Origin of the sequence: Streptomyces sp. NPDC056160 (assembly GCF_042268205.1) — a bacterium.
In the GTDB taxonomy this organism is placed as follows: Bacteria; Actinomycetota; Actinomycetes; order Streptomycetales; family Streptomycetaceae; genus Streptomyces.
In genome coordinates this window covers 13464-35466 of the sequence record NZ_JBHJUW010000087.1, presented here as the reverse complement: position 1 = coordinate 35466, position 22003 = coordinate 13464, and the positions used below count along the sequence as shown (strand labels likewise).

Sequence of the window (22003 nt, the reverse complement as noted above, 5' to 3'; positions counted from 1 at the left end):
CCCCGGCCGCGCCACGCCGACTCCGACCCGGAGCCCCAGGGCGCCCCCTCGGCCACCGCGGGGGGCGGTGCGCCCGGCCCGGACGCGAGCGCGCCGGCGTCCTGCCGGGTCCGCTACCACCTCGTCGACCGGTGGCCCGGCGGCTTCCAGGCCGCCGTCACCGTCACCACCGGCCGGGCGCTGGACGCCTGGCGGATCGCCTGGACCTTCGGCGGCGGCGGGCGCGTCACGCAGATGTGGGACGCCACGCTCGCCCAGAGCGGCGACCGCGTCACCGCCGCCTCCCTCGCCTACAACCGGTCCGTCCCCGCGGGCGGCACCCTCTCCTTCGGTTTCGTCGCCTCGGGCGACGGCGGCGAGGCGACACCCCGCGCCTTCACGCTCGACGGACAGGCCTGCCGCGAGGGATGAGCCGTCCGCCGGCGGCGGAGCGGCCCACGAGCGACCTCGGAGAACGGGGCTTGGGGGCCGGGCGCGCCCATGCGCCGCGGGCGCCGGCGCTGCCCGCTACGCCCAGTCCGCCGGCCCGTGGGCGTACCGCCGCTCAGCGCCGCCCGGTCCGCCGGCCGGTGGGTGGGCCCCCGCTGCCCGTTCCTCTCTCACGTCTCCCGCGCGAGGGCGGGAGCGTGCCGCTGCTGCCAACTCCTCTCTCGCGCAGTGGAGGGGAGGGCGCTGCCGCTGCCAACTCATCTCTCACGTCTCCCGCGCGAGGGGGAGCGTGCCGCTGCTGCCCGCCGCGCCTCCGCCCGACGGCCGGAAAGCGTGCCGGGGCGGCAAGCGGAACCCGGCTGACGGAGGCTGCGTCACCGTCCTCTCACCCCCTCCTCACCTCGCCATCACCGCCTCCTTGCCGGGAAAACCTGAGTTCTCGCCAAAAGCGGGTGATCGGCAGTTTCCGGCCGCGGGGGACACCCGGCGCCGCCGCGCCGGGTCTGACCTCACGCTCCTCCCCACGAGCCGGGGCCTGACGGCGGGCCGGGCGCGGGCTCCGGGACGGTCGGCACCGTACGACCGCGGCACACGCGAGCGGTCCACCTGCCAGCTCCCTGATTACTGACCAGTACACGAATGTGGCGTAATTCACTCGCCCTAAATCGACGCTCTGTCACCATCATCGCCAACGAGGCACAGGCATCCGGACTGCGGCGGGGGGCGTGGCATGGGGCTGCTCGGCGGTGAGCTGGCATTCGCGCATGCCCTGACTGCCCAGGAACGTGAGAGCGTGATGGCGCTCGGCAGCCGCAAGAACTACCCGGCGGACGCCCATCTCCTGACCGAGGGGGACCGGTCGAGCCACGTCCTGATCATCGACCGGGGCTGGGTGACCGTCTCCGTGTCGACGGACCGCGGCGCCCCCGGGCTGATACTCGGGCTGCGCGGCCCCGGCGAACTCCTCGGCGAGATGGCCGCGCTGGACCCGCACCCGCGCAGCGCCACCGTGCGCGCGCTCGGACCCGTCGAGGCCCAGGTCATCTCCGGGGACGCCTTCCGCCGCTTCCTCGCCCTGCACCCCCGCGTCAGCGGTCTGGTGATACGTCAGCTCACCTTCCGGCTCCGCAGCGCCGACCAGGAACGGTCCGCGCTCGCCTCCCTCACCGTGCTGCAACGCCTGGCCAGCCGGCTCACCGAACTTTCCGGAGCCTCCGCCTCCACGGGCCCCTACGCCCCCTCCCGGGCGAGCCCCCCGGCCGGCCCACGGCCCGCCGGCCCCGTCGTCCGACTGGCCCAGGACGAACTGGCCGCCACGGTCGGCGCCACCCGCGAGGCGGTCGCCAAGGCCCTGCGCCTGCTGCGCACCCAGAACATCGTCCGGACCGGCAACAGGATGGTGGAAGTCCTCGACCCCGGCCTGCTCGCGCTCCTCGCGGACGGCCATCAGGAGTAGCTCCCGCCCCGACGTGTGTAAACGGCTACAGACGGCCCCGGTTCCGCGGAGCAGACTCTGAGGAACGGAACACCGAGACCACCAGCTCTTCGGCAAGCGCACAGAACTCGCAGGGGGACACGGGTGAACCACGACGCCACCGAACTCACCGAAGCGCACTACGAGTTGGTGATCAGTGTCGACGCCAGACGGTCGGGCCAGTACGACGACGTCGACAAGCAGCGGATGCGCGCCCGTATCTACCGTGTGCTGGAGACGGCCTTCACGCACGCCGCGGTCCTCCCGGACGCCCTGCACACCGAGGACCGCGGGGACGGTGTGCTGCTGGCGGTGCAGGGCAGGGTCGCGGCCACCCGCCTGCTCGGCCTGTGGCTGGTCGAGGTGCACGAGAAGCTGCGGGAGGAGAACCGCGGCCTGCGGGTGCCCCTGGGGCTGCGGATCGGCATGCACGTCGGCCCGGTCCGCCACGACGACCGGGGCATCAGCGGACGCGCCGTCGACCTCGCCTGCCGGCTCGCCGACTCCTCCGTCGCCCGGCGGCTCCTGGACGCGGAGGACGCCGACCTCGTCCTGGTGACCTCCGCGTCCCTGTACGAGGAAGTGGTCGGCAGCGGCGGCAAGTTCATCGAGCCCGAGCGCTACGCCCCCGCCCGGCTGGAACTCAAGGAGGGCGAGGTCACCGCCTGGTTCCACCTGCCCGGCCGGCCCGCTCCCCAGATCCCCGCGACCACCCCGCCGGTCCCGGACGGCGCCCGGCCCCGCCCCGCCGCCGAGGACCCCGCGCCCGAGGGCGAGGGGCCGTCCGGCGCCGCCGCACCCGTCGCGGACCCGCCGCCGGCCCAGTACACCGTGCACGGGGACATGTCCCAGCACCACGACAACGTGTACCAGCAGCCCGTGCACATCGGCCGGAGCACCGGCCGCGAATCCGAGCAGCGGAAGGGCTGAGCCGAGTGAGCGACGAACCGCAGGCGGACGGCCCGGCCGAACAGCCCCCGGAAAGGCCGGTGCGCCGAGACAGGCCGGACAAGCCCGGCGGCGCGGAGAAACCGGACCGTGGGCGCGTCCCGCGGGGCGAGGAGAAGAGGGACAGGCGCGAGCGCTCCCGGGACGAGGGGGCCGACGGCGGCGGGCGCGGGTCCCGGTCCGACGACGAGGACCCGGACGACACCGCCGGACAGGACGGTGAGAAGGAAAGGGACAAGGAAAGGGACAAGGAGAAGGACCGGGAGCGGGAGAAGGAGCGGGAGCGCGCCGCCGGGCGGTTCAAGGAACACACCCGCGACCCCCTGGCCGAGGAGGAGAGCGAGGACGGCACCACCGACCTCGCCGCGGCCGCCCGCACCCGCCGCGCCACCCGGCAACTGTTCGACGTCGGCCGTGACTTCACCAGCTTCGACCGCAACTACTTCCGCAGCGCCCACATCGGCGACGTCAACCTGCTCCTCGACAGCCGCAGGTCAGGCGTGGCCATGCGCAGCGGGCCGGTGCCCGACGAGGAACTGCGCAGGCTCCGCCGTATCCACGTGGAACCGCAGGGGTACGTGCAACTGCGCCACGCGCTCCGGGCCCGCCGCCTGCTGGTGCTCGGCGCCGCCCCGGGCACCGGGCGGACGAGCACGGCCCTCTCCCTGCTCGACGAGGTCACCACCCGCGCCCCGCACGGCAGCGGCCCGCAGCCCGCCTCCGGCCACCGGGTGCGACGGGTGGACCCGGACGACGGAGTACGCCAACTGGCCGTCTCGCTGGGCCAGTCGCGGGGCGAGGAGGACGAGGAGGGCCGCCCCGGCGGCGGATTCCTGCTGGAGGTGTCCCTCACCCGGCCCGGCGCGCTTCCCCCCGCCGAGATGGACCTCGACGAACTGGCCGCGGCCCTGGACCGCCACGACGCCTTCGCGGTCGTCGTCGTGTCCGTCGGCGCGGCGGCCAACCCGCTGCTCGCCGGCCGGTACGGCATGCTCTGCCCGCCCGCGCCGACCCAGGAACTGCTGCGCACCCGGCTGCGCGAGCGCCTGGAGCGCCACGCGGCCCGGTCACCGCGGGGCGCGGACGCCCGCCCGGACGACCTGCTGGCCCGCGCCGAGGCACTCGCCGACCGCGACGACGTCAAGGACGCCGTGGGACTGAAGGACCTGCGACCCGCCGAGGCCGAACTGCTCGCCTCGCTGCTGGCCGGGCACGTGCTCGGGGACGTATCCCGGGAGGCGCTGCTGTCCGGGTGCCGCAGCCTGGCCGCCGCCCAGGCCCAGGAGTGGTTCGCCGGTGTGGACCGCGCGCTGACGGCGCCCGCGGCCGAGCCGGACGGGAGGACGGCACGGCCTGGGACGGCCACCCTGTTCCACCCGGTGGCGTTCCGGATCGCCCTCGCCGTACTGGGCGGCGCCCCGCACAGCGCGGTGGCCTCCGCCGCCCATCTGCTGACCTGGGAACTGTCCGTGCAGTGCGACCCGGACAATACCCCGGCCCGCCCGCTGTTCTGCGACGACCCGGACGCCGACCTGGCGCTCTCGCGCGCCGAACTGACCGACGGCACGGTCGAGGTGGCCGGTGCGGAGGTCCCGGCCCGGCTGATCTGGTACCGGGGTTCCGCGCTGCCGTCCGCCGTCCTGGCCGAGCTGTGGGACCGGCACTTCCCGACCCGGGCGCCGGTGATGCGCTGGCTGCGGCTGCTGGCCGACGACCCGCGCCCCCAGGTGTGGATGCGTGCCGCGGTCGCCGCGGGCGAGCTGTGCGTCCGCGACTTCGACCACGGCTACACGGAACTGGTCCGGCCCCTCGCGGAGGCGCCCACGCCGCTGCGGCGGATCTTCGCGGCCACCACGCTGGACCAGGCCGCACGGCACGCCTCGCACCGGGGGGCCGTGCACCGGCTGGTCGGCGAGTGGAGCCGGCACGGCACGACGCGGCTGCGCTGGACGGCGGCGATGGCACTCGGCTACGGCAACGCCGCCGCCACCACCGACGACACCCTGGACGCGCTGGCCCGCATCGGCAGCCACGGCGACGGGGACCAGCTCGCCGTCGCCTCCTTCAACGTCGTACGGCTGCTGGCGCTGCCCGACGCGGCCCGGGTGCTGTCCCGGATGGCCGAGTGGACCCACCACAAGCGCGAGCGGTACCAGGACATGGGCCTGGTCACCACCGTCCGGCTCGCCCTGACCACCGTCGAGGAGGTGCTGACGGACGACCCCGACTCCCCGCTGGCCGACCGCGGCGACTGGCCGCTGCCGCTCGCCCTCGCCGCCGACCGCCCCGCCCTCGTCGGCCCCATGGCCGACCTGATGTGGACGGCGCTCAACACCGCGCGGTCCAAGGACGTGGCGATGGACGCGCTGGAGACGCTGCTGCGCTCGGCGGTGCGCAAGGACGGGACCGAGTGGACCCGGCCGGGGCTGGCGGCGCTGCTGCCGGCGCTGGCCACCGAGGAGTACGACCGGCGGCGGCTGGACTGGCTGCTGCGCCGCATGATGAACGACCCGGAGAAGCCGCTGCCCGACGCCCGGGCGCGCGACTTGTGGCGGCTCGCCGTCGCACCGCGACGGCCGGCACGCCAGGAGCCGTCGCGTCAGGAGCCGTCGCGTCAGGAGCCGTCGCGTCAGGACCCGTCGCGCCGGGAACCGGCGCGCGGTGGTCCACCGCGCCAGGAACCCGATCGCGGTGGTCCACCGCGCCGGGAGCGGTCACGCCGGGAGGGGACGCGCGAGGAGGAGAGGCATGGCTGAGGACGAGAACCGCGCCGGTGCCGGGGGCCCGGCGCCCGCCGGGCCGTTCCTTCGGGAGTACACGCCGACGGGCGGCTACCCGCCGGTCAGCGCCCAGCGGGCCTCCGTGGTGTTCTACCGCAACGGCGGCTACAGCGTGATCACCGTCGGCGGCATCCAGCACGTCGGCAAGCGCGCCCTGGCCCGGCCGTACACCGTCTGCGAGATCGCCCAGGGCACCTTCGTGACCACCCTCGACATGGAGCTGCCCGCCGCCGGCGGCACCAGCTTCTTCAAGGCCGAGGTGGACATCGAGTGGGAGGTGACCGACCCGCACCTGGCCGCCGTCAACGTCGTGACCGACGTCGCCGGGCGCCTGACCTCCCCGGTCCTGGAACGGCTGCGCGAGGTCACCCTCGGCTACCCCGTCACCGAGGCCGACCAGGCCAACCGGCTCATTACCCAGGAGTGCGTCGCCGGGCGCTGGAGCGACCTGGGCGGCGAACTCGGGCTGCGGGTACGGCTCTACGTCCGGCTGGGCGTGGACGACGAGGCCATCGCGTACGCGCAGAAGAAGCGCGAGGTGCACGCCGACGCCGAGGTGACCCGGGTGCGCCAGGACGAGTTCCGGCGCATGCTGCGCGGCGGCGACATGGAACAGCTCACCTACATGCTGGCCGCCGACCCCGACGGCGCCAAGGACTTCCTGGAGAAGATCCGCCAGGAGGGCCGGCAGGACGAGAAGGACCGCCTGGACCGGCTGTACTCCATGGCCATGGCGGGCGAACTGCACGCCGCGGACGTGGAGACGCAGGTCCTCAACCTCCTCAACCAGGGCCGCGGACGCCCCATCCAGGGGCCCATCGGCTCGGGTCCCGCCCGCCGGGAGCCGCGCCGCCTGGAGGCGGGCGAGGAACGGCCGTTCACCCCGGACTGGGCCTCGGACGAACCGCCGCGCCGCAGGCCGGCGCGGACGGACTCCCTGTGGGACGAGCCCGTACCCGGCAGCTCCGACCGCTCGGAGCGCTACCCGGCCGACGACGCGGACCAGGACCCGCCCCGCCGGGTCCACCGGGTCCACCGGCCCGAGCCGTACGACCCGTACGACGACGACCCGGACCGCGAGCCGCCCCGCCGCACCCGTACCGGCGACGACCCGGACCGCGAGCCGCCCCGCCGCACCCGTACCGGCGACGACCCGGACCGCGAGCCGCCCCGCCGCAGCCGTCGCGACGACGACGGCTGGCCCTGGGCGGATGAGGACCGGTGACCGCCGACGGGGGCGCCCAGACCTCCTCCGACCCGGTCGTGCCCGTGCCGAACGGGGGTCGGCACAGCCACGACCGGGCGGAGGAGCGCATCGCCGAACGGCTGCTCAACACGGTCCGCGAGGACCTGGGGAGGGCCGACTCGAAGGCGGCCGTACTGCTGTCGGGAACGCTGGCCCTGCCCGCGTTCCTGGTCGGCTGGCACGGCCCGCCCGGCTGGCACGGACCCGCCGACCTGACGCTCGTCCTGGCCGGGGTGTTCTGGGCCGTCGCGGTCGGCGCCCTGGTGGGGGCGCTGCTGCCGCGCACCGGCACGGTCCGCGGCGGGAACGGGGTGACGTACTTCGGTGACCTGGTGGCCCCGCGCGACCTGGCGGGGCTGACCGCCCGGGTCGCCGACGCCGGCCTCGATCCCACCCGCTGGCTGCTCGTCCAGGCGGTGGACGTCAGCTCGATCCTGTCCGCCAAGTACCGCGCCATCCGCTGGGGAGTGGGCTCGCTCGCCCCGTCCTCCGCACTGGCCCTGGTCTGGGGCCTTACCTCGCGCTGAGGCACGCGGCCGGGCCCGCACAGAGCACCGAAGACAGACACGAACCAAAGAAACAGGGGACGCGGTGGGAAGAGTCACGGGAAGACGGCAGACAGGAAGGGGCCGGGCGCGCCGCGCCGCGGTCTCGGCGCTGGGCGGCGCCGCGGTGCTCGTGTCCCTGCTGGCCCCGGCCGGCCGGGGCACGGCGCCGGTGGCGGACGCCGTCCCGGCGTTCCCGGCGGTCAACTACGCGGTCGCCGTGGACGAGTCGGCCAGTCTCACGCCCGACGACATGAAGGCCGAGAAGGCCGCCGCCGCGCGGATCGCGCTCGGCGACGTCTCCTCCGACTCCCACGTCACGGTCTACGGCTTCGCCGCCGCGGAGTCCGCCGACCAGCGCGCGGTGGACCCGGTCTGCCCGCGGACCGCGCTGGACGCGGCGGGCCGCGAGACGATCGACACGTGCGTCGGCCGACTGCGCGGCCGCAAGAAGGACGAGGGCACCGGCACCGACTTCCCGAGCGCGATACGCCAGGGCGTGCACGACCTCACCGACGGCACCGACTCCTCCCAGCCGCGGGTCCTGTTCCTGCTCACCGACGGGAAACTGGACGTCACCGGCAGCCCCGCCTACGGCGACCCGGCCCACCGCACCGCCGAGGGCGAACGCCAGCTCAAGCAGGAACTCGCGAACGCCGCCGCCCACGGCGTGCAGGTCTGGCCGCTCGGCTTCGGCGCCGACCCGGACAAGCAGCAGCTCGACCGGATGGCCGCCGGCGGCTTCCAGAAGGGCTGCGTCGCCCTGCCCTCCGCCGCGCCGAAGGCGCACAAGGTGTCCGGGTCCAGGGACATCGGCAGCACGCTGGAGGAGATCTTCGCCGCCGCCCACTGCCTGCGCCACGAACAGGGCCCCAGCAAACGCCCGCCCGCCACCCTGGACATCGGCATCTCGCCGCTGGCGACCGTGGGCAGCATCGTCGTCGACAAGGGCGACCCCGCGGTCAAGATCACCTACTACGACCCCCGAGGCAACAAGGTGCCCACGCACGGCACCTACGAGAAGTCCGGCTTCGAACTGGCCGGCGGCTCCGGGACCGTGGAGGCGCTCAAGGTCGTGGACCCGCTGCCCGGCACCTGGAAGGTGAAGGCCGAGGCCCCCGAGGGACACCGCTCCCTGCCCGTCGCCGTCAGCGTGCTGTGGCAGGGCGAACTGCGCGGCGCCCTCACCGCCGACCCGCCCTCACCGCAGGCCGGCGAGAAGGTCACGGTCACCATGCGGCTCCAGACCCGCGAGGGCTACGAGATCAAGGACCCGCGCGACTACGCGGGACTGCGCGTGGCCGGCCGGCTGACCGGCGCGGGCCTGACCCCGCAGACCGTGAACCTCACCGACGACGGCACGCGACCCGACCGCACGGCGGGCGACGGCTTCTTCGCCGGCACCGTGCAGGTCCCCGGCAGCGCCAGGGGCACCCTGAAGGTGAGCGCCACCCTCACCGCCTCCGGCCTCAAGGCCGACACCCGCGACCTGGGCATCGACGTGGCGCCCGGCCCCCCGCCCGTCACCGCGCCGCTCGACCTGCCCGCCGCGGACGTCCACCCCGGCGCGACCGTCACCGGCACCCTCGACGTCCACAACAGCAGCACCACCGCGCACACCCTGCACCTGTCCGTCGCCGACGTACGCTCCGGGCTGCTCTCCGTCAGCCCGGCCACCGTGACGCTCGCGCCGGGCGAGTCGGGCACCCGCAAGGTGAGCATCGAGGTGGCCCCCGCGGGCGTCTTCGGCGACCGCCTCGGCGACGGACTGAGCCTCGCCGCCACCGTCGAGGTCACCGACGCCACCGACGGGAACCGGGCCCTGGCGGCCTCCCCGCTCTCCCTGCGGGTCACGCCCGAGCCCGGCATCTGGGACCAGTACTGGTGGGCGTTCGTGATCGCGGCCGTCGTGCTCGTCCTCCTCGTCCTGGCCGCCGTCGCCTGGTCCCGGCTGCGCCGGCGCCGCCGGGACCCGTACGGGCTGAGACTGCACCTGGTCTCCGAGGACGGCGACCTGCTGTACGAGCACAAGGCCGGACGCGGCAACAAGAAGCAGTGGTACGAGTTCGCGATCGCCGAGGCCCACCGCAACCCCCGCCTGGAGAAGCGCAACCACGGCGGCCCCTACGCCGTCCGCCGCAACCCCGAGGGCGGAGCGGTCCTGCGCCGGCAGGACGGCCGGACCCCGCTGCGCGCCGGCAGCCGCGTCGCGCTGACCGAACGGCTCTACCTGCAACTGGGTGAGGACACGCACCCGGGCGGCACGCAGCACAGGCACACGACAGCCCCCACCCCCGGCGACGGCGGCACCGGCGGCACCGGCAGCGCCTACGGGGACTACCTGTGACCGCCGGGACGACCGGCCGGCAGGCGCCGCACCGCGTGGCAGCCGATGCGCGCGCAGCGTCCGCCGCGCCGTACTCCACGGCGGCCGCAGAGCACGCCGCGTCCGCCGCAGGGCACTCCACGGCGGGCGCACGGCACTGCGCGCCCGCCGCGCCGCACGCAATCCACGAACGCACCGAGCACGAACCGCGGCCGGCCCGGCCGCGAGCGGGGAGGAAACCATGAAGATCTTCCAGCCGATGCTCTTCGTCGGCCTGGGCGGCACCGGAGGACTCGTCGGCGCCGAACTGGAACGCCGGCTCCGCGTCGAACTGTGCGGCCCCGACGGCATGGCGCTGAGCCGGATGAACGGCCACGCCCCCTTCCAACTGCCCGACTGCCTCCAGTTCGTGTACGCGGACTACAGCGAGAGCGACCTCCAGCGGCTGCCGCAGTTCAACGTGGACCCCTCGCTGCGCGCCGCCTACGCCCGCACCTCGCGCGCCACCCACAACCTGCTGCCCAACTTCGACAGCTCACCCGAAGTGACCAAGATGCTCCGGGCGAGCCTGCGCGAGGAGGTGGCCGGCTGGCTGCCGCCGATCACCGGCGAACCGGAGGTCACCCCACTCCACAACGGTGCCGGGCAGCTGCCCACCGTGGGCCGCGCCGCCCTGTTCGCCACCCTCCGGCACAGCCTCGCCCCGGTCCTGGAACCCCTCGTGCAGGCCATCGACGCGATCGCCAAGTCGGCGGGCGAACTCAGCGAACTGGGCGGCGGCAAGGTCAACGGCTGCGACGTCTTCGTCGCCTTCTCCGTGGCCGGCGGTACCGGCGCCGGGATCTTCCTGGACTACCTGCACCTCATCAACCACGCCTTCCAGATGCGCCGCTTCGACGGCGTCAAGATCTACCCGCTCGTGGTGATGCCGTCCTCGTTCTCCGCGGCCACCGGCGGCGGACGCGAGGCCGAACTCAACGCCGCCCGCGCCCTGGTCGACCTGTTCCGCCTGGTCGACCAGCAGAACGCGCCCACCGAACGCGCCGAGATCGGCGACCTCGACCACGACGCCAAGTTCGGCATCCGCTACCCGGGCACCACCCCGGTCCGGCTGCGCACCGGCATCCTGCCCACCGCGTTCCTGTTCAGTCCCACCGCCGGGATCCGCGCCGACGACCTGCGCCGCTCCATCGTCTCCCTGGTGATGTCGCTGATCGGCACCGAACTGGGCGACGGCCGCACCACGGGCCGCAAGATGGCCGCCGACGACGACTACCAGACCTTCGCGGCCAGCTTCATCAACCGCGGGGTCGCCCGCAGCTCCGTCTCGCCCACCGGCATCGGCAGGCGGGGCGTTTCCACCAGCCTGGTGGCGTCCATGACCGCGCCGATGGACCAGCTGGCCGACCTGGTGGCCGGCCGGATGCTGCGGGAGGCCGTCACGGACCTCGTGGAGCGGCCCCGCGCCGAACTGCGCGAGGGCGCCGTACCGATGATCCGGCAGCTGTTCGCCGACTCCCACCTCGAAGAGCTGTGGGAACGACGGCAGTTGCCGGTGCCCGAACCCGAACCGCTGCCGCGCGGCGGCCGGAACATCGAGACGGCGCTCGGCCAGCGCGTCGCCGACATGCAGGCACTCCTGTCCGACCTGCGCGCCGAGGCCGGCCGGCAGGCCGCCGTCATGGCCGACCGGTTCGCCCCGCGCCCGGCCATCGACAAACTCCTGCAGAGCGCCGACCCCTTCCTCGTCGAACGCGTCGTCAGGGGCGTCCCGGACAGCGAGGAGCAGATCGCCCGGCTCGGCTTCCTCGGCATGCTGGACAGCCGCGCCCGTGCCCCGCAGCGCCCGCCGGGCGTCACGGAGCAGCCGCCGAAGATCCCCCGCGTCAAGGGCCAGCTCGCCGGCCTGGCACCCGCGCGCTGGGGCGACGACGACGTGCAGGCCGCCCTCCAGGAACAGAACACCTGGTACCAGTGGCGCTGCCGCTCGATCTGGCACGAGGCCTGGCGCGAACAGCAGCAGCACTGGCAGCCCCAGGCCGACATGGCCGGCATCGACCTCGACCGCCTGGTGCGGTCCTTCCTCAGCCACAGCGACCAGGAACGCAAGTCCTCCGCGCAAAAGGGCCGCGAACTGTTCGAGGACCGCACCGGCATCTCCTACCTGCTGCCGCCGCAGCGCACCCTCAGCCACTTCTACGAGGACGTCGTCACCCGGCTGCTGCGCCGGGAGAACCTGCGCGAGCAGGACCACGTGTCCGCGCTGCTGCTCAAGCTGATCGACGGCGACACCTGGCGCAAGGTCCACACCCTCAGCCGCCGTGATCCCGAGGGCGCGGTCGCGCGGATCAAGAGCCGGCTCGAGGCCAGGACCACCCGGCTGTTCGCCGAGAGCGGCACCCACCTGGAGGAACGCCCGCTGCTGCCCGCCATGGGCACCCTGCTCGCCGCCGCCGCGGGCGACCGGGACGCCCGCGACCAGGTCAGCAAGGACACGCTCGACGTGTTCGGCCGCAAGCTGGCCGGGCTGCTGCCCGTGGGCTTCACCCCCGAGGGCACCGGGCCGCTGCGCGTCCTGGTCACCCACCCCAGGGTGACGGCGGTGGACGAGGTGCAGGAGTTCCTCGGCAAGACGCTGCGGCTCCCCTCGGACGCCAAGAACTCCGTGGAGTACCGGGGGGTGGAGAGCGACTCCATCACCGTCGTCCTCTTCCGCAGCGAGATGAGCCTCACCCAGGTGCCCGAGGCCCGCAAGGTGCTGCGCCAGTGGGCCCGCGCCAAGGAGAACGAACAGGCCCAGGACGTCCTGCGCTGGCGCCAGCGGCTGGGCTTCAGGGACACCTGGATGGTCAGCGGCGAGGAGGACCGGCGCACCATCCTGCACCGGCTGCTGTGCTGCCTGTGGAACGGCCAGGTGGACGTGCTGGAGGGCGACGCCGCCTCGCCGCAGCGGGTCAGGCTCCGGCTCTTCCCCGACACGGGCCCGGACGTGCCCGGCGTCCGGCTGCGGCTCGGCGACTTCCCCGGCGGCGTGTCGAGCTGGGCGGAGCTGCTGCGCTCCTACGAGCGCTGGACGGTCCTCGACGACGAGGCGACCGTCGAGGACTACTGCTACGAGCTGATGGCCGCACAGCCGCTCGGACTGGCCCGCACGGGCAGCGAACCGCACCCGCTCTTCGTCGACCTGGTCGAGAAGATCGCCCCGCGCCAGCTGGAGCTGCTCGCGGACCGCCGCGAGCGGGGCGGGCAGCGGGTCGAGGGCTGGGTGCGCCCGCTGTGGGAGTTCTGGGCGGAGACCCTCCCGGCGGCGCTCGACAAGGAGTTCGGCGACCAGCGTGCCGTCCAGCCGACCCTGCGCACGCTGCTGGAACACGTACGCGGCGGCACGCCGGCCCGGCCCCGCCTGCGCGAGGACGTACCCGAACCCCGGCGCCCGGCGCCCGAGGACGACGACTTCGGCACGACGCCCGTCGCGCCCCGCGCCTCCCAGTACCGGCGCGAGAGCGAGCGGGACGAGCGGAGCGTGTGGGAGGAACCGGTCGACGACTACGGCACCGGGCGCGGCGTCCGCGACACCCGTGATGCCCGCGACGCCCGCGAAGTCCGCGACGCCCGCGATCCCGGGGGCGGCGGGGAGGCCTGGCGCGGCCGTCGCGAGGACCGCGGCAGGGAGGACCGCGGCTGGGAAGAGGGCAGCAGGGAGGACCGCGGCAGGGAGGACCGTTACGGCGGCGGGCGGTACGGCGACGAGCGCGAGGAGGGCCGAGCGGACGGCCGCGACCGCGGCCCCGCCGGCGCCCGCGACCGGGACTGGGGCCGGGACCGGGACCGGGACGGCGGTGACGACCGGGACGGCGGTGACGACCGGGACCGGGGCTACGACCGGGACCGGGGCTACGACCGGGACCGGGGCCGCGCCTACGACCGGGACCGGGACCGGGAGCGTCGGTCCGGGGGCCGCGCCGAGGGCCGCCCCTCCTTCGACAAGCCCGGCACGGGTGACCGCGACGCCGGTGACCGCCGCGAGGACGTGCGACGCGACGACGTGCGACGCGAGGACGTGCGACGCGACGACGTGCGACGCGAGGAAAGCCGCGGCGACGACCGGGAGCGTCGGGAGGACGACCGGGACCGCCGGGAGGACGGGCCGCGGGTGCCGTGGGACGAGCCCGGCGCCGCGGGACCGTACCCCGGGGCCGGGGACGACTCCCGCGACCGGGACCGCGACAACCCCTGGGACGGTGACGCCCAGTGAGCACACCTCAGGAGGCGCGCGGCGTCATCCACCTGGACCTGCGCGCCGGAGCGGCGGAGCTGGACAGGCCGTCGGCGCTGCGGGCCAGGGTCGCCCGGCAACTGGGCCTGGCCGGCCTGCCGGAACCCGACGACCCGCTGTTCCTGGTGGTCGACACCCCGGCCGGACTCACCGACCACCAACTCCAGTACGAACTCCTCACCGGCTACCGGGCGGTGGGCCAGGTCAGGCTCCTGGTGCTGCTCGTCGGCAGCGCGCCCGGCTCGTACGCGGGCGACGACGAGGCCTTCCAGCCCGACCGTCGGCTGGTGCGCCCCGCCGTGCTGCGCTCCTCGGGCACCGGACTGCTGTGGGCCGGTGACCTGCGTTCCGCCCGCACCGCGCTGGAACGGCCCGCCCCGGACGACCCGGACGCCCTGGCCGTCCTGGTGGACGTGCTGTCGGTGCCCGACCTCTACCTCCACGTGCTGGACGCCGTCCGCTCGCTGCCCGAGGCCGTCGCCGCGCCCGGCGTGCGGCTGCTGGAGCAGGACCTGCCGCCCGAGGTGCGCGACCGGGCCTGGCGCGACGCGCTCACCCGGTTCGCGGGCGAGGACACCGAGCTGCCGACGGATGTGCTGCTGACCGCCTCGTCCGGGGCCGACCTGCCCGAGCCGCTGGGCCGGCTGGTGGCGGCCCGGGGCGGCGGGGACCTCCCGCACCGGGCACCGGGCGGGGTGGCGGACGGCGCCTACCACGCCTGCACGGACGCCCTCGACCGGGCCGAGGGGGAACTGGCCGGGCTGCGGACCCTGCCGGGCCTGCTGCGGGCCTCGCGCCGTGCGGCCTTCGAGGCGGACGTCGAACAGGCGCGCCAGGCGCTCGACGAGTACCGGGAGCTGGCGGGGGCGGCCCTGCGCAGCGGCGGCGGGACCGCGCCCTCCGCCGCCGAGTCGGGCGCCCGGCTCGCCGCACTCGGCCTGCGGGTGCCGCCCGCGGGCGGGGTGAAGGAGCAGATCCGGGAGGGGCTGAAGGAGTTCGCGGGCAAGCTGCTGGCGCAGGGGCTGCCGCTGCGGTCGGTGGCACAGCGTTTCACCGGCCTGGCCGGGCGGGTCGAGCCGGTCCCTGGTTCGGCGCTGCTGCCCAAGCTCGCCGCCCTCCCGCACCCCGGAAGGGGCTCCCGCGACGACCCCTCCGGGACCGGCGCCGTCGAACCCGCCCCGCCCTTGGCAGGTCTCGCCGCGGCCGGGGCGGGGCTGCTGGGCGCCCTGTGGCCGTGGCCCTTCCTCGCCCTCGCACTGGCCGTTCCACTGCTGTTCGTCGCCACGGCGCTGCTCGGCTCGTCCCGGCTGCGCGACTCGGGACGGCCGGGCCGCTGGGCCGTGGCCCCCGGGGTCGCGGCGTTCGGCGGCGCGGTGGCCGGCGCGGTGGTGGCGTACGCGGCCGGGCCGCCGGTCTGGCTGGGCACCATCGGCCTGCTGATCGGCCTCGGCCTCGCGGTGGAGACGGCCCGCAGGCTCTGGCGCGCCGCAGCCGCGTCCTGGGCGCCGGGCCGGGTGACCGACGTGATGCGGCGGTCGCTGGACGGGCTCGACGCGCTGCTGGCCGAGGCGGTGCGGGAGCACTGGGCCGTCGAGGAGCGCCTGGAGTGTGCGGACGCCGCCCGGTCCGTCGCCGGCGTGCTCCGGGCGACGGCCGCCGCCGCCGAGGCCGAGGCGCTGCCGGAGACGGCGCCCGAGACGGAACGGCTCGCGTCCGACGGCGCGCCGCGCGCCGCCGCTCGGCCGGACACCGCCCCGGCCGCCGACGGCTGGCTCTCCAGCGCCTCGGTCCTGGAGACGGACGACCCCGCCGGAGCCGACGACGAGGACTGGGCGCGCATGTACGCCTACAAGGAGGAGACCCCGGCCGCGGTGCCCGAAGCGGACGCGGCATGGCTCGACGGGCGCGAGGAGAGCCACGACGACGCCACCGCCCGGGCGGACCGCACGAAGGAAGCGCCGCGCTGGCTGGAGCGCGAGAGCGGCGAGGGCGGACCGGAACTGGTCGCCACGCTGGCCGGGGACCTGACCGACGCCGCCCAGCTGGCGCTGGTCCCGTACTGGCGTGCCGAGCGCGGCCAGGCCGGCACCTCCGCGGTGCGGCGAACCGAGGAACGGGTCCGCGAACTGCTGTCGACGGCCCGCCACCACCTGCGGCGCAACGGCGTGCTGTCGGCGCCCCCCTTCGCCGCGGCCCGCCGGGTCCGAGCGGGCTCCGCCAGCCTGCTCGGCACCGACCCCTACCGCCCGGCCCGACTGGTCGGCGCGGAGGCCGACCGGCAGGCCGTGGTGCAGCTGTCCTCGCCCGAGCAGGGCGCGCTGCTCAGCCGCGACCCGGCGGACGCGCGGTGGATCAGGTTCGCCCCGGGGGCCGTGCGCGACGAGGTCGAGAAGGCCTGGCGGGCCGAGGGTGCGCCGCAGCCGGAGGACGTCCTGTGGACGTCGTCGGGACGGTACGCCGGCCTGGTACGGCTGACGCCGCTGCGGTCGGGCGTCGTGGACACCGTCCGCTCCCGCCACGGCTCCGCGCCCGGCGGCCCCAGGAACCCGTACGACGCGACGGGTACGTACGACGACGGGGATCCGTACGACGCGACGGGTACGTACGACGACGGGAATCCGTACGACGCGACGGGCCCGTACGACACGCCCGACGCGTTCGACCGGGGAAGCGGCGCGTTCGACCGGGGAAGCGACGCGTTCGACCGGGGAAGCGGCGCGTTCGACCGGGGAAGCGACGCGTACGACCGGGGAAGCGACGCGTACGGCCGGCCGGTCGAGGACCGACGGGAGGGCGACCGAGGCGACCGAGGTGCTCGCGAGGACCGCTGGGGGAGTCACCGGGTGGACGACTGGGGGGACGGCGGCCAGGACGGCCGGGGGAACGGCCGGGAGGACGGCGAGCGCCGATGACCCGCTTCCGCACCCACGGTGCCCGCCCCGGCCCCGCACGCCCGCACCCACCGGTGCACGTGCACACGTACGAAGGAAAGGACCGCCGGTGACCAGCCCCACGCACTCCGCCGGGCCCGGCCAGGGCGGTGCGCCGCCCGGCAAACTCGTGTTCACCACGCCCGCGGGCGGGCGCCGCGTCGCGCCCGTCCGCTTCGGCCGGGAGTCCCGCCGGGACCGGCTGCTGCCCCAGCTGATCCGCAACTGCCTGCTGGACGACGAGGGACAGCAGTGCGTGCAGGTCCGCCTGACCGCCGAGGACGCGGCGAACCCGGCGGCGCGCGCCCTCCTGGAGACCGAGACCGGCACCGCCCTGCACCTGCACCGCCTGCTCGGCGACACCGCCTACGCGCCGCTCTTCCCGCGGGTCGTCGGCCACGAACTCGACACGGCCGAGCCGTTCCTGCTCTACGCCGCCCCGCGCGGGATCGCCGCCGCGCGGACCCACGTCATGGCGGCGAGCGACCAGCAGCGCTTCACCCGGGACCTGATGACGGCCCTGTGCGTGCTGGACGGGCAGGGCCTGGTGCTCCGCGGCCTGTCCCCGGCGACCGTCCTGTGGGACGGCGCCAGGGTCCAGCTGTGGGGGCTGGAGGCGGTGACCCGGGCCGGACGGCCGCGCAGCCCGTGGGGCAGGCTGCCGTTCTGCTCGCCCGAGCAGCGCCGCGGCGAAGGACTCGCCGACTCGCGGGACGCGGTGTGGAGCGCCGCCCAGGTGCTCTACCGGCTGGTGACCGGACGGCCGGGACCCGCCGACGGGGCACCGGCCGACCTGGACGAACACCGGGTGCTCGACCGGATGTTCCGCCGGGCCTTCGACCCGCGGGCCGCCGGCCGGCCGACGCCCGCCGAAGTGCTCGACCTGGTGGCGCCGGGCGCCGGTGACCGCATCCGCCTGACCGTGCCCGCCGACGAGACGCGCCCGCACCGGGAGGCGTTCGAGGAGGCGCTGCGGCTCAAGCGGCAGGCTCCCCTCGCCCGTCCCCGGGACGGTTCCGGGGCCCCGGGCGAGCGCGGCAACGGCGAAGTGCTCTGCCCGTACTGCCTGCAGACCATCCAGCTGGACCTGACGAAACTGTTCGTCGCCGACAACACGATGCAGTACAAGCAGCCGTTGGACGTCTCCGGCATCAGCAACCCCGTGGTGCTGGACGACATCATGCGCGGCGCCGTCCAGAAGTGCGCGGCGGACCCGGACTTCCCCGAGCACGTCATCCCGGTGCCCTACCTGACGAACGGCCGTCCGCTGACCGTCGCGATGGTCGGGCAGTCCTCCACCGGCAAGAGCCATCTGCTGACCCAGATGATCGCCGCGATCACCGACGGCGGACTTGAGCCGTTCGGCCTGACCTGGCAGTCGGTCAACCCCGAGCAGCACGCCCGGTTCGTGCGCGAACGGGTGCAGCCGCTGCGCAACGGCAACGTGCTCGACCACACCGCCGCGCTGGGTCTGGACGACTTCGCCCGGTTCGTGGAGTCGCTGCTGATCACCGATGCCCGCGGGCAGGTCCGCCCCGTCGCCTTCTTCGACCTCGGCGGCGAGGACCTGGTCCGCACCGACGCGGCGCTGCGGTTCCTGCTCGGGGTCGACGCCCTGGTCTTCGTCGTCGACCCGGCGCTGGCCCTCCCGCTGCCCGAGCTGGACCACGCCAGGCAGCGCTGGGGAGTCGAGGTGAACCGCGACGGCGACGTCGCCTTCGGCACCGTCCTGGACAGGCTGCCGAAGAACGGCCCGTACCTCGACGTCCCGGCCGCGATGGTGCTCGGCAAGGCGGACCTGCTGCGGTTCCGGCCGCCCGTCGACCGCTGGCTGAGCCGGCCGCCCGCCACCTCCCTCGACCCCGCGCTGGTGCGCGCGGAGAGCCGGGACGTGCACAGTCTGCTGCGCGGGCACGCGGGCCAGGCCTGGCTGCGGCCCTTCGACGCGATCCGCCGCTGCACCCTGCACATCGCCTCCGCCACCGGCGGCCAGGAGGACCGCGGCCGCTATCCGGCGGGAGCCGGGCCGCGAAGGGTGCTGGAACCCCTGCTGGCGCTGCTCGCGATGCACGGGCTGATCGACGTGCCGGGCGGCGCCGAGGCGTTCGCGGTGGGGGAGACACCCGGGTTCGAGACGGTACCCGGCCGCCGGGCGCCGGGCCCCGGCAGCACGGCCGGTGGCACGGCTGGTGGAACGACCGGCGGCACGGCCGGTGGAGCGGCGGGAGGGGAATTCAGGTGAACGACTTCCAGGGCCGCGAGCCCGTGCACCAGGTCGTCTTCCGCTGGGACGGCAACCGCGGACGCCAGGGCACCGGCATGAACGCCGTCGCCTACTCCTGCCCGCCCGAGCGGGCCGCCGAACTCGCCCGCGAACTGGGCTCGTTGCTGTGGATGTCCGGAGCGGCGGCAGCACGGCCGAGCGTCGTGCGCACCGTCTCCCGCGACGGCCACGTCATGCTCGTCCAGCGCTGGCCCACCACCGACCCGGGCGGCCGGCCCAGCACGGTCAGCCATGTCCTCGTCGGGCCGCCCGGCACGCTGAAGACCCGCCAGTGCCTCGGCCTCGCCCACGGCGGCTGGAGCGTACAGGAGAAGGCCGAGCAGGCCTCCGGGCAGCAGGACGCGATCGAAGGCGCCCGGCTCGACGACCTGGCCCTGTCCCGGCTGCCCCGCATGCTGGAACAACTGCCCACGGTCAAGCACGCGCTCACCCAGATCACTGCCGAACTGCTGCGTGACCCGGCCCAGCGGGTCTCTCTGCTCCTGGGCGAACGCAACCCGGTCGACTGGCCGGACCGGAGCCAGGTGCCCCTGGTCTACCTCGGCCTGTTCCTCATCTTCGGCTCCTGGCTGGGCCACGAGTGGACGTTCGCCACGTACGACACCGTGGACACCCACCCGCTCCGGCTCACCGCCGTCCCGCGCTGGGAACCGGACACGGGCGGCTTTGGCCCGCTGGCCCGCGTCATGGGCCGGGCGCCGGACGGGCGCCGGATCGAACTCGGCGCGGCGGCGGAGCTGGTGAAACACCTCCTCGCGCACCGGGAGGCGCCCGCCGGCGTTCCGCAACTGGTCGAGGACCTGCCCGACGGCGCGGTCCTGGACTGGGACCGGCGGCGTGCCCGGCTCCAGGAGATCCTGGACACCGACCACCCGACCGCCCGCACCGCACCACCGCCCCGACCCGCCCGGCCCACGCACCCGGACCGCGGCGAACCCTTCGACCGCAGTGAACCCTTCGGCCGAAGCGAACCCTTCGGCCGAAGCGAACCCTTCGGCCGAAGCGAACCCTTCGGCCGCAGTGAACCCTACGACCGAAGGGACCCCCTCCACCGCAGCGAAGCCCTCGACACGAGCGAGCCCTTCCGCCCGAGCGAGCCCTTCCACCGCAGCGAACCGGCCGACCGCACCCAGCCGGCCACAGCGACCGACCGCACCCCGTCGACCGCACCGGCCGACCGGAACGAGCAGCCGACGGAACAGGCCTACGGGACCGCCGCACCCGACTGGTCCCCCGCACCCGACTGGCCCTCCGGTCCTGCCGGAGCCCCCGGGCCTGACAGGACCGACTACTGGTCCCACGGGACAGCCGGCGTGGACAGTGCCGCCGCGCCTGACAGGGCGTCCGGCACCGGCAGAGGCGCCCGGGCCGACCGGGCAGACAGGGCTGACAGGGCTGACAGGGCCGACAGGGCCGACAGGACGGACGGCACCGACCGGACCGATGAAGTCCTCCCGGCCCCGGAGAGCGGCGGGTTTCGCACCGACCACCCGGGCGAACGGACCGCGAGGGCCGACCAGAACGAACCGGCCCAGCGGGCCGGAAGGGCCGGCCAGGCCGAACGCGCCGACCAGAACGAACGGGCCGCTCAAGCCGACCGTGACGCCCAAGCCACCCGAGCCGCCCGGGCCGACTGGAACAGCCGGGCCCACTGGACCGACGCGAACCTCCCGGCACCCGCTCCGGGGCCGCGACAGGGGCCGCCTCCGCCCCCTGCCCAGCCGCCCCTGCCGACGGTACCGGCCGCTCCCGCGACGCCCCCGCCGGCCATCGCCCCGGCAACCGGCCCCCGACCCCCGTACCCCCCGCTCGTACCCCACGCGAGCCCTGAGGGGGCGGCCGCAGGGAGCCTCCCGGACGGTCCCGACGCGCACGGGCTCCGCCGGGAGCTGCGCGGCCACCGGCCCGGTGACGGCCCGCGGCGCACCGTCCTGGCGGCGGAGCTGAGCACGCGGCCGGACGGATTCCTCCTGGACGAGCTGCGCTCCGGTCAACTCCCTTACGAGTCGCTGGACCTGGTGCTGACCGAGCTGGGCAGACCCGAACGCCTGCGGGTGCGCCGCCCGGAGATGCGCCACGAACTGTGTGCCGAAGTGCTGCGCAGGGGCCTGTACTTCACTCCGCAGGCGCCCGGTGCGGACCAGGTGTCCAGGGCGGTCCTGGCCGAACGGGCGACCGTGCTCTTCCAGTGGGCGGTGGCCCCGCTGGCCCGGGACGAACGCTATGCGCTCGACCTGCGGGAGCTGATGCACCGCATGAGTCGGGACCCCCACCCCGCCGCGGGCACCTGGCTCCGCCAAAGCCTCGTCGAACCGCCGGACGGCAAGGTCCCCGACCTGCCCCCGACCGTGTGGAGCCAGGTCCTGCGGGACGTGATCAGCCGGAACGGCAGGCCGCCCGCCGCGCCGTCGGCGCCCCAGGAACCCCCACCGCCCGAGCCGGACTCCCGGCCCCCCGTGAACAGGGCGGCCTGGGTGGTCGCAGGAGCCGTGGGCGCGATCGTCCTCTTCATCGTGCTCGTGGTGACCCTGGCCTACGTCTGACGCACGCCCGCGGCGCCCGGAGGGAAAATCCGTGGCGCCCGGGAGCGGACGCCCCTAGGGTGAGGGACACATCAGGCGGTGGCCGTCGGCCGCCGCCGTCGGCCCGACGAGAAACAGGAGGTGTGACCCATGGCTGTCTCCGTGATGGGCGCTGCCCGCAACCACCAGAGCATCCACACCACCTCCGCGGTCTCCGGCTGACACATTCACCTGCTTGACCCG

11 protein-coding genes are annotated in these 22003 nt (G+C 75.1%); all 11 read left to right on the top strand.

Translation table 11 applies throughout. The annotated features are described in order from the left end of the window. Positions 1 to 411: cellulose binding domain-containing protein (locus ACFC02_RS27635; protein WP_376362677.1), on the top strand; the 411-nt coding region annotated here is incomplete at its 5' end. A 748-nt stretch (positions 412 to 1159) separates the two neighbouring features. After that, positions 1160 to 1885, top strand: coding sequence for a Crp/Fnr family transcriptional regulator (locus ACFC02_RS27630; RefSeq protein ID WP_376362674.1), 726 nt, complete (start codon positions 1160 to 1162; stop codon positions 1883 to 1885). Between the two features lie 123 nt (positions 1886 to 2008). Further along, entirely contained in the window at positions 2009 to 2833 is an 825-nt protein-coding gene (locus ACFC02_RS27625) for a hypothetical protein (protein WP_376362671.1), read from the top strand. 5 nt (positions 2834 to 2838) lie between these two features. Then, a complete protein-coding gene (locus ACFC02_RS27620; RefSeq protein WP_376362668.1) occupies positions 2839 to 5607 on the top strand; it encodes a hypothetical protein in 2769 nt (922 codons plus the stop codon). Then, positions 5600 to 6856, top strand: a complete 1257-nt coding sequence (locus ACFC02_RS27615; protein ID WP_376362665.1) for a hypothetical protein — start codon at positions 5600 to 5602, stop codon at positions 6854 to 6856. Before ACFC02_RS27620 ends, ACFC02_RS27615 begins: the two co-directional genes overlap by 8 nt. Then, a complete protein-coding gene (locus tag ACFC02_RS27610) occupies positions 6853 to 7404 on the top strand; it encodes a Pycsar system effector family protein (RefSeq protein WP_360964189.1) in 552 nt (183 codons plus the stop codon). Before ACFC02_RS27615 ends, ACFC02_RS27610 begins: the two co-directional genes overlap by 4 nt. 64 nt (positions 7405 to 7468) lie before the next feature. Beyond that, on the top strand, positions 7469 to 9769 hold the full coding sequence (locus ACFC02_RS27605; protein ID WP_376362661.1) for a choice-of-anchor X domain-containing protein: 2301 nt from the start codon (positions 7469 to 7471) through the stop codon (positions 9767 to 9769). Positions 9770 to 9989: 220 nt separating this feature from the next. Beyond that, complete coding sequence (locus tag ACFC02_RS27600; RefSeq protein ID WP_376362658.1) at positions 9990 to 14003, top strand: tubulin-like doman-containing protein; 4014 nt, start codon at positions 9990 to 9992, stop codon at positions 14001 to 14003. Next, positions 14000 to 16936: a hypothetical protein gene (locus ACFC02_RS27595; RefSeq protein WP_376362656.1), complete on the top strand. Its 2937-nt coding sequence runs from the start codon at positions 14000 to 14002 to the stop codon at positions 16934 to 16936. The genes ACFC02_RS27600 and ACFC02_RS27595 overlap by 4 nt, the downstream gene beginning before the upstream one ends. Positions 16937 to 17024: 88 nt before the next feature. Continuing rightward, positions 17025 to 19196 carry a hypothetical protein gene (locus ACFC02_RS27590; protein ID WP_376362653.1) on the top strand — a complete coding sequence of 724 codons (2172 nt, stop codon included), beginning with the start codon at positions 17025 to 17027 and terminating at the stop codon, positions 19194 to 19196. Further along, on the top strand, positions 19193 to 21781 hold the full coding sequence (locus ACFC02_RS27585; RefSeq protein WP_376362651.1) for a hypothetical protein: 2589 nt from the start codon (positions 19193 to 19195) through the stop codon (positions 21779 to 21781). The genes ACFC02_RS27590 and ACFC02_RS27585 overlap by 4 nt, the downstream gene beginning before the upstream one ends. Positions 21782 to 22003: the final 222 nt, after the last annotated feature.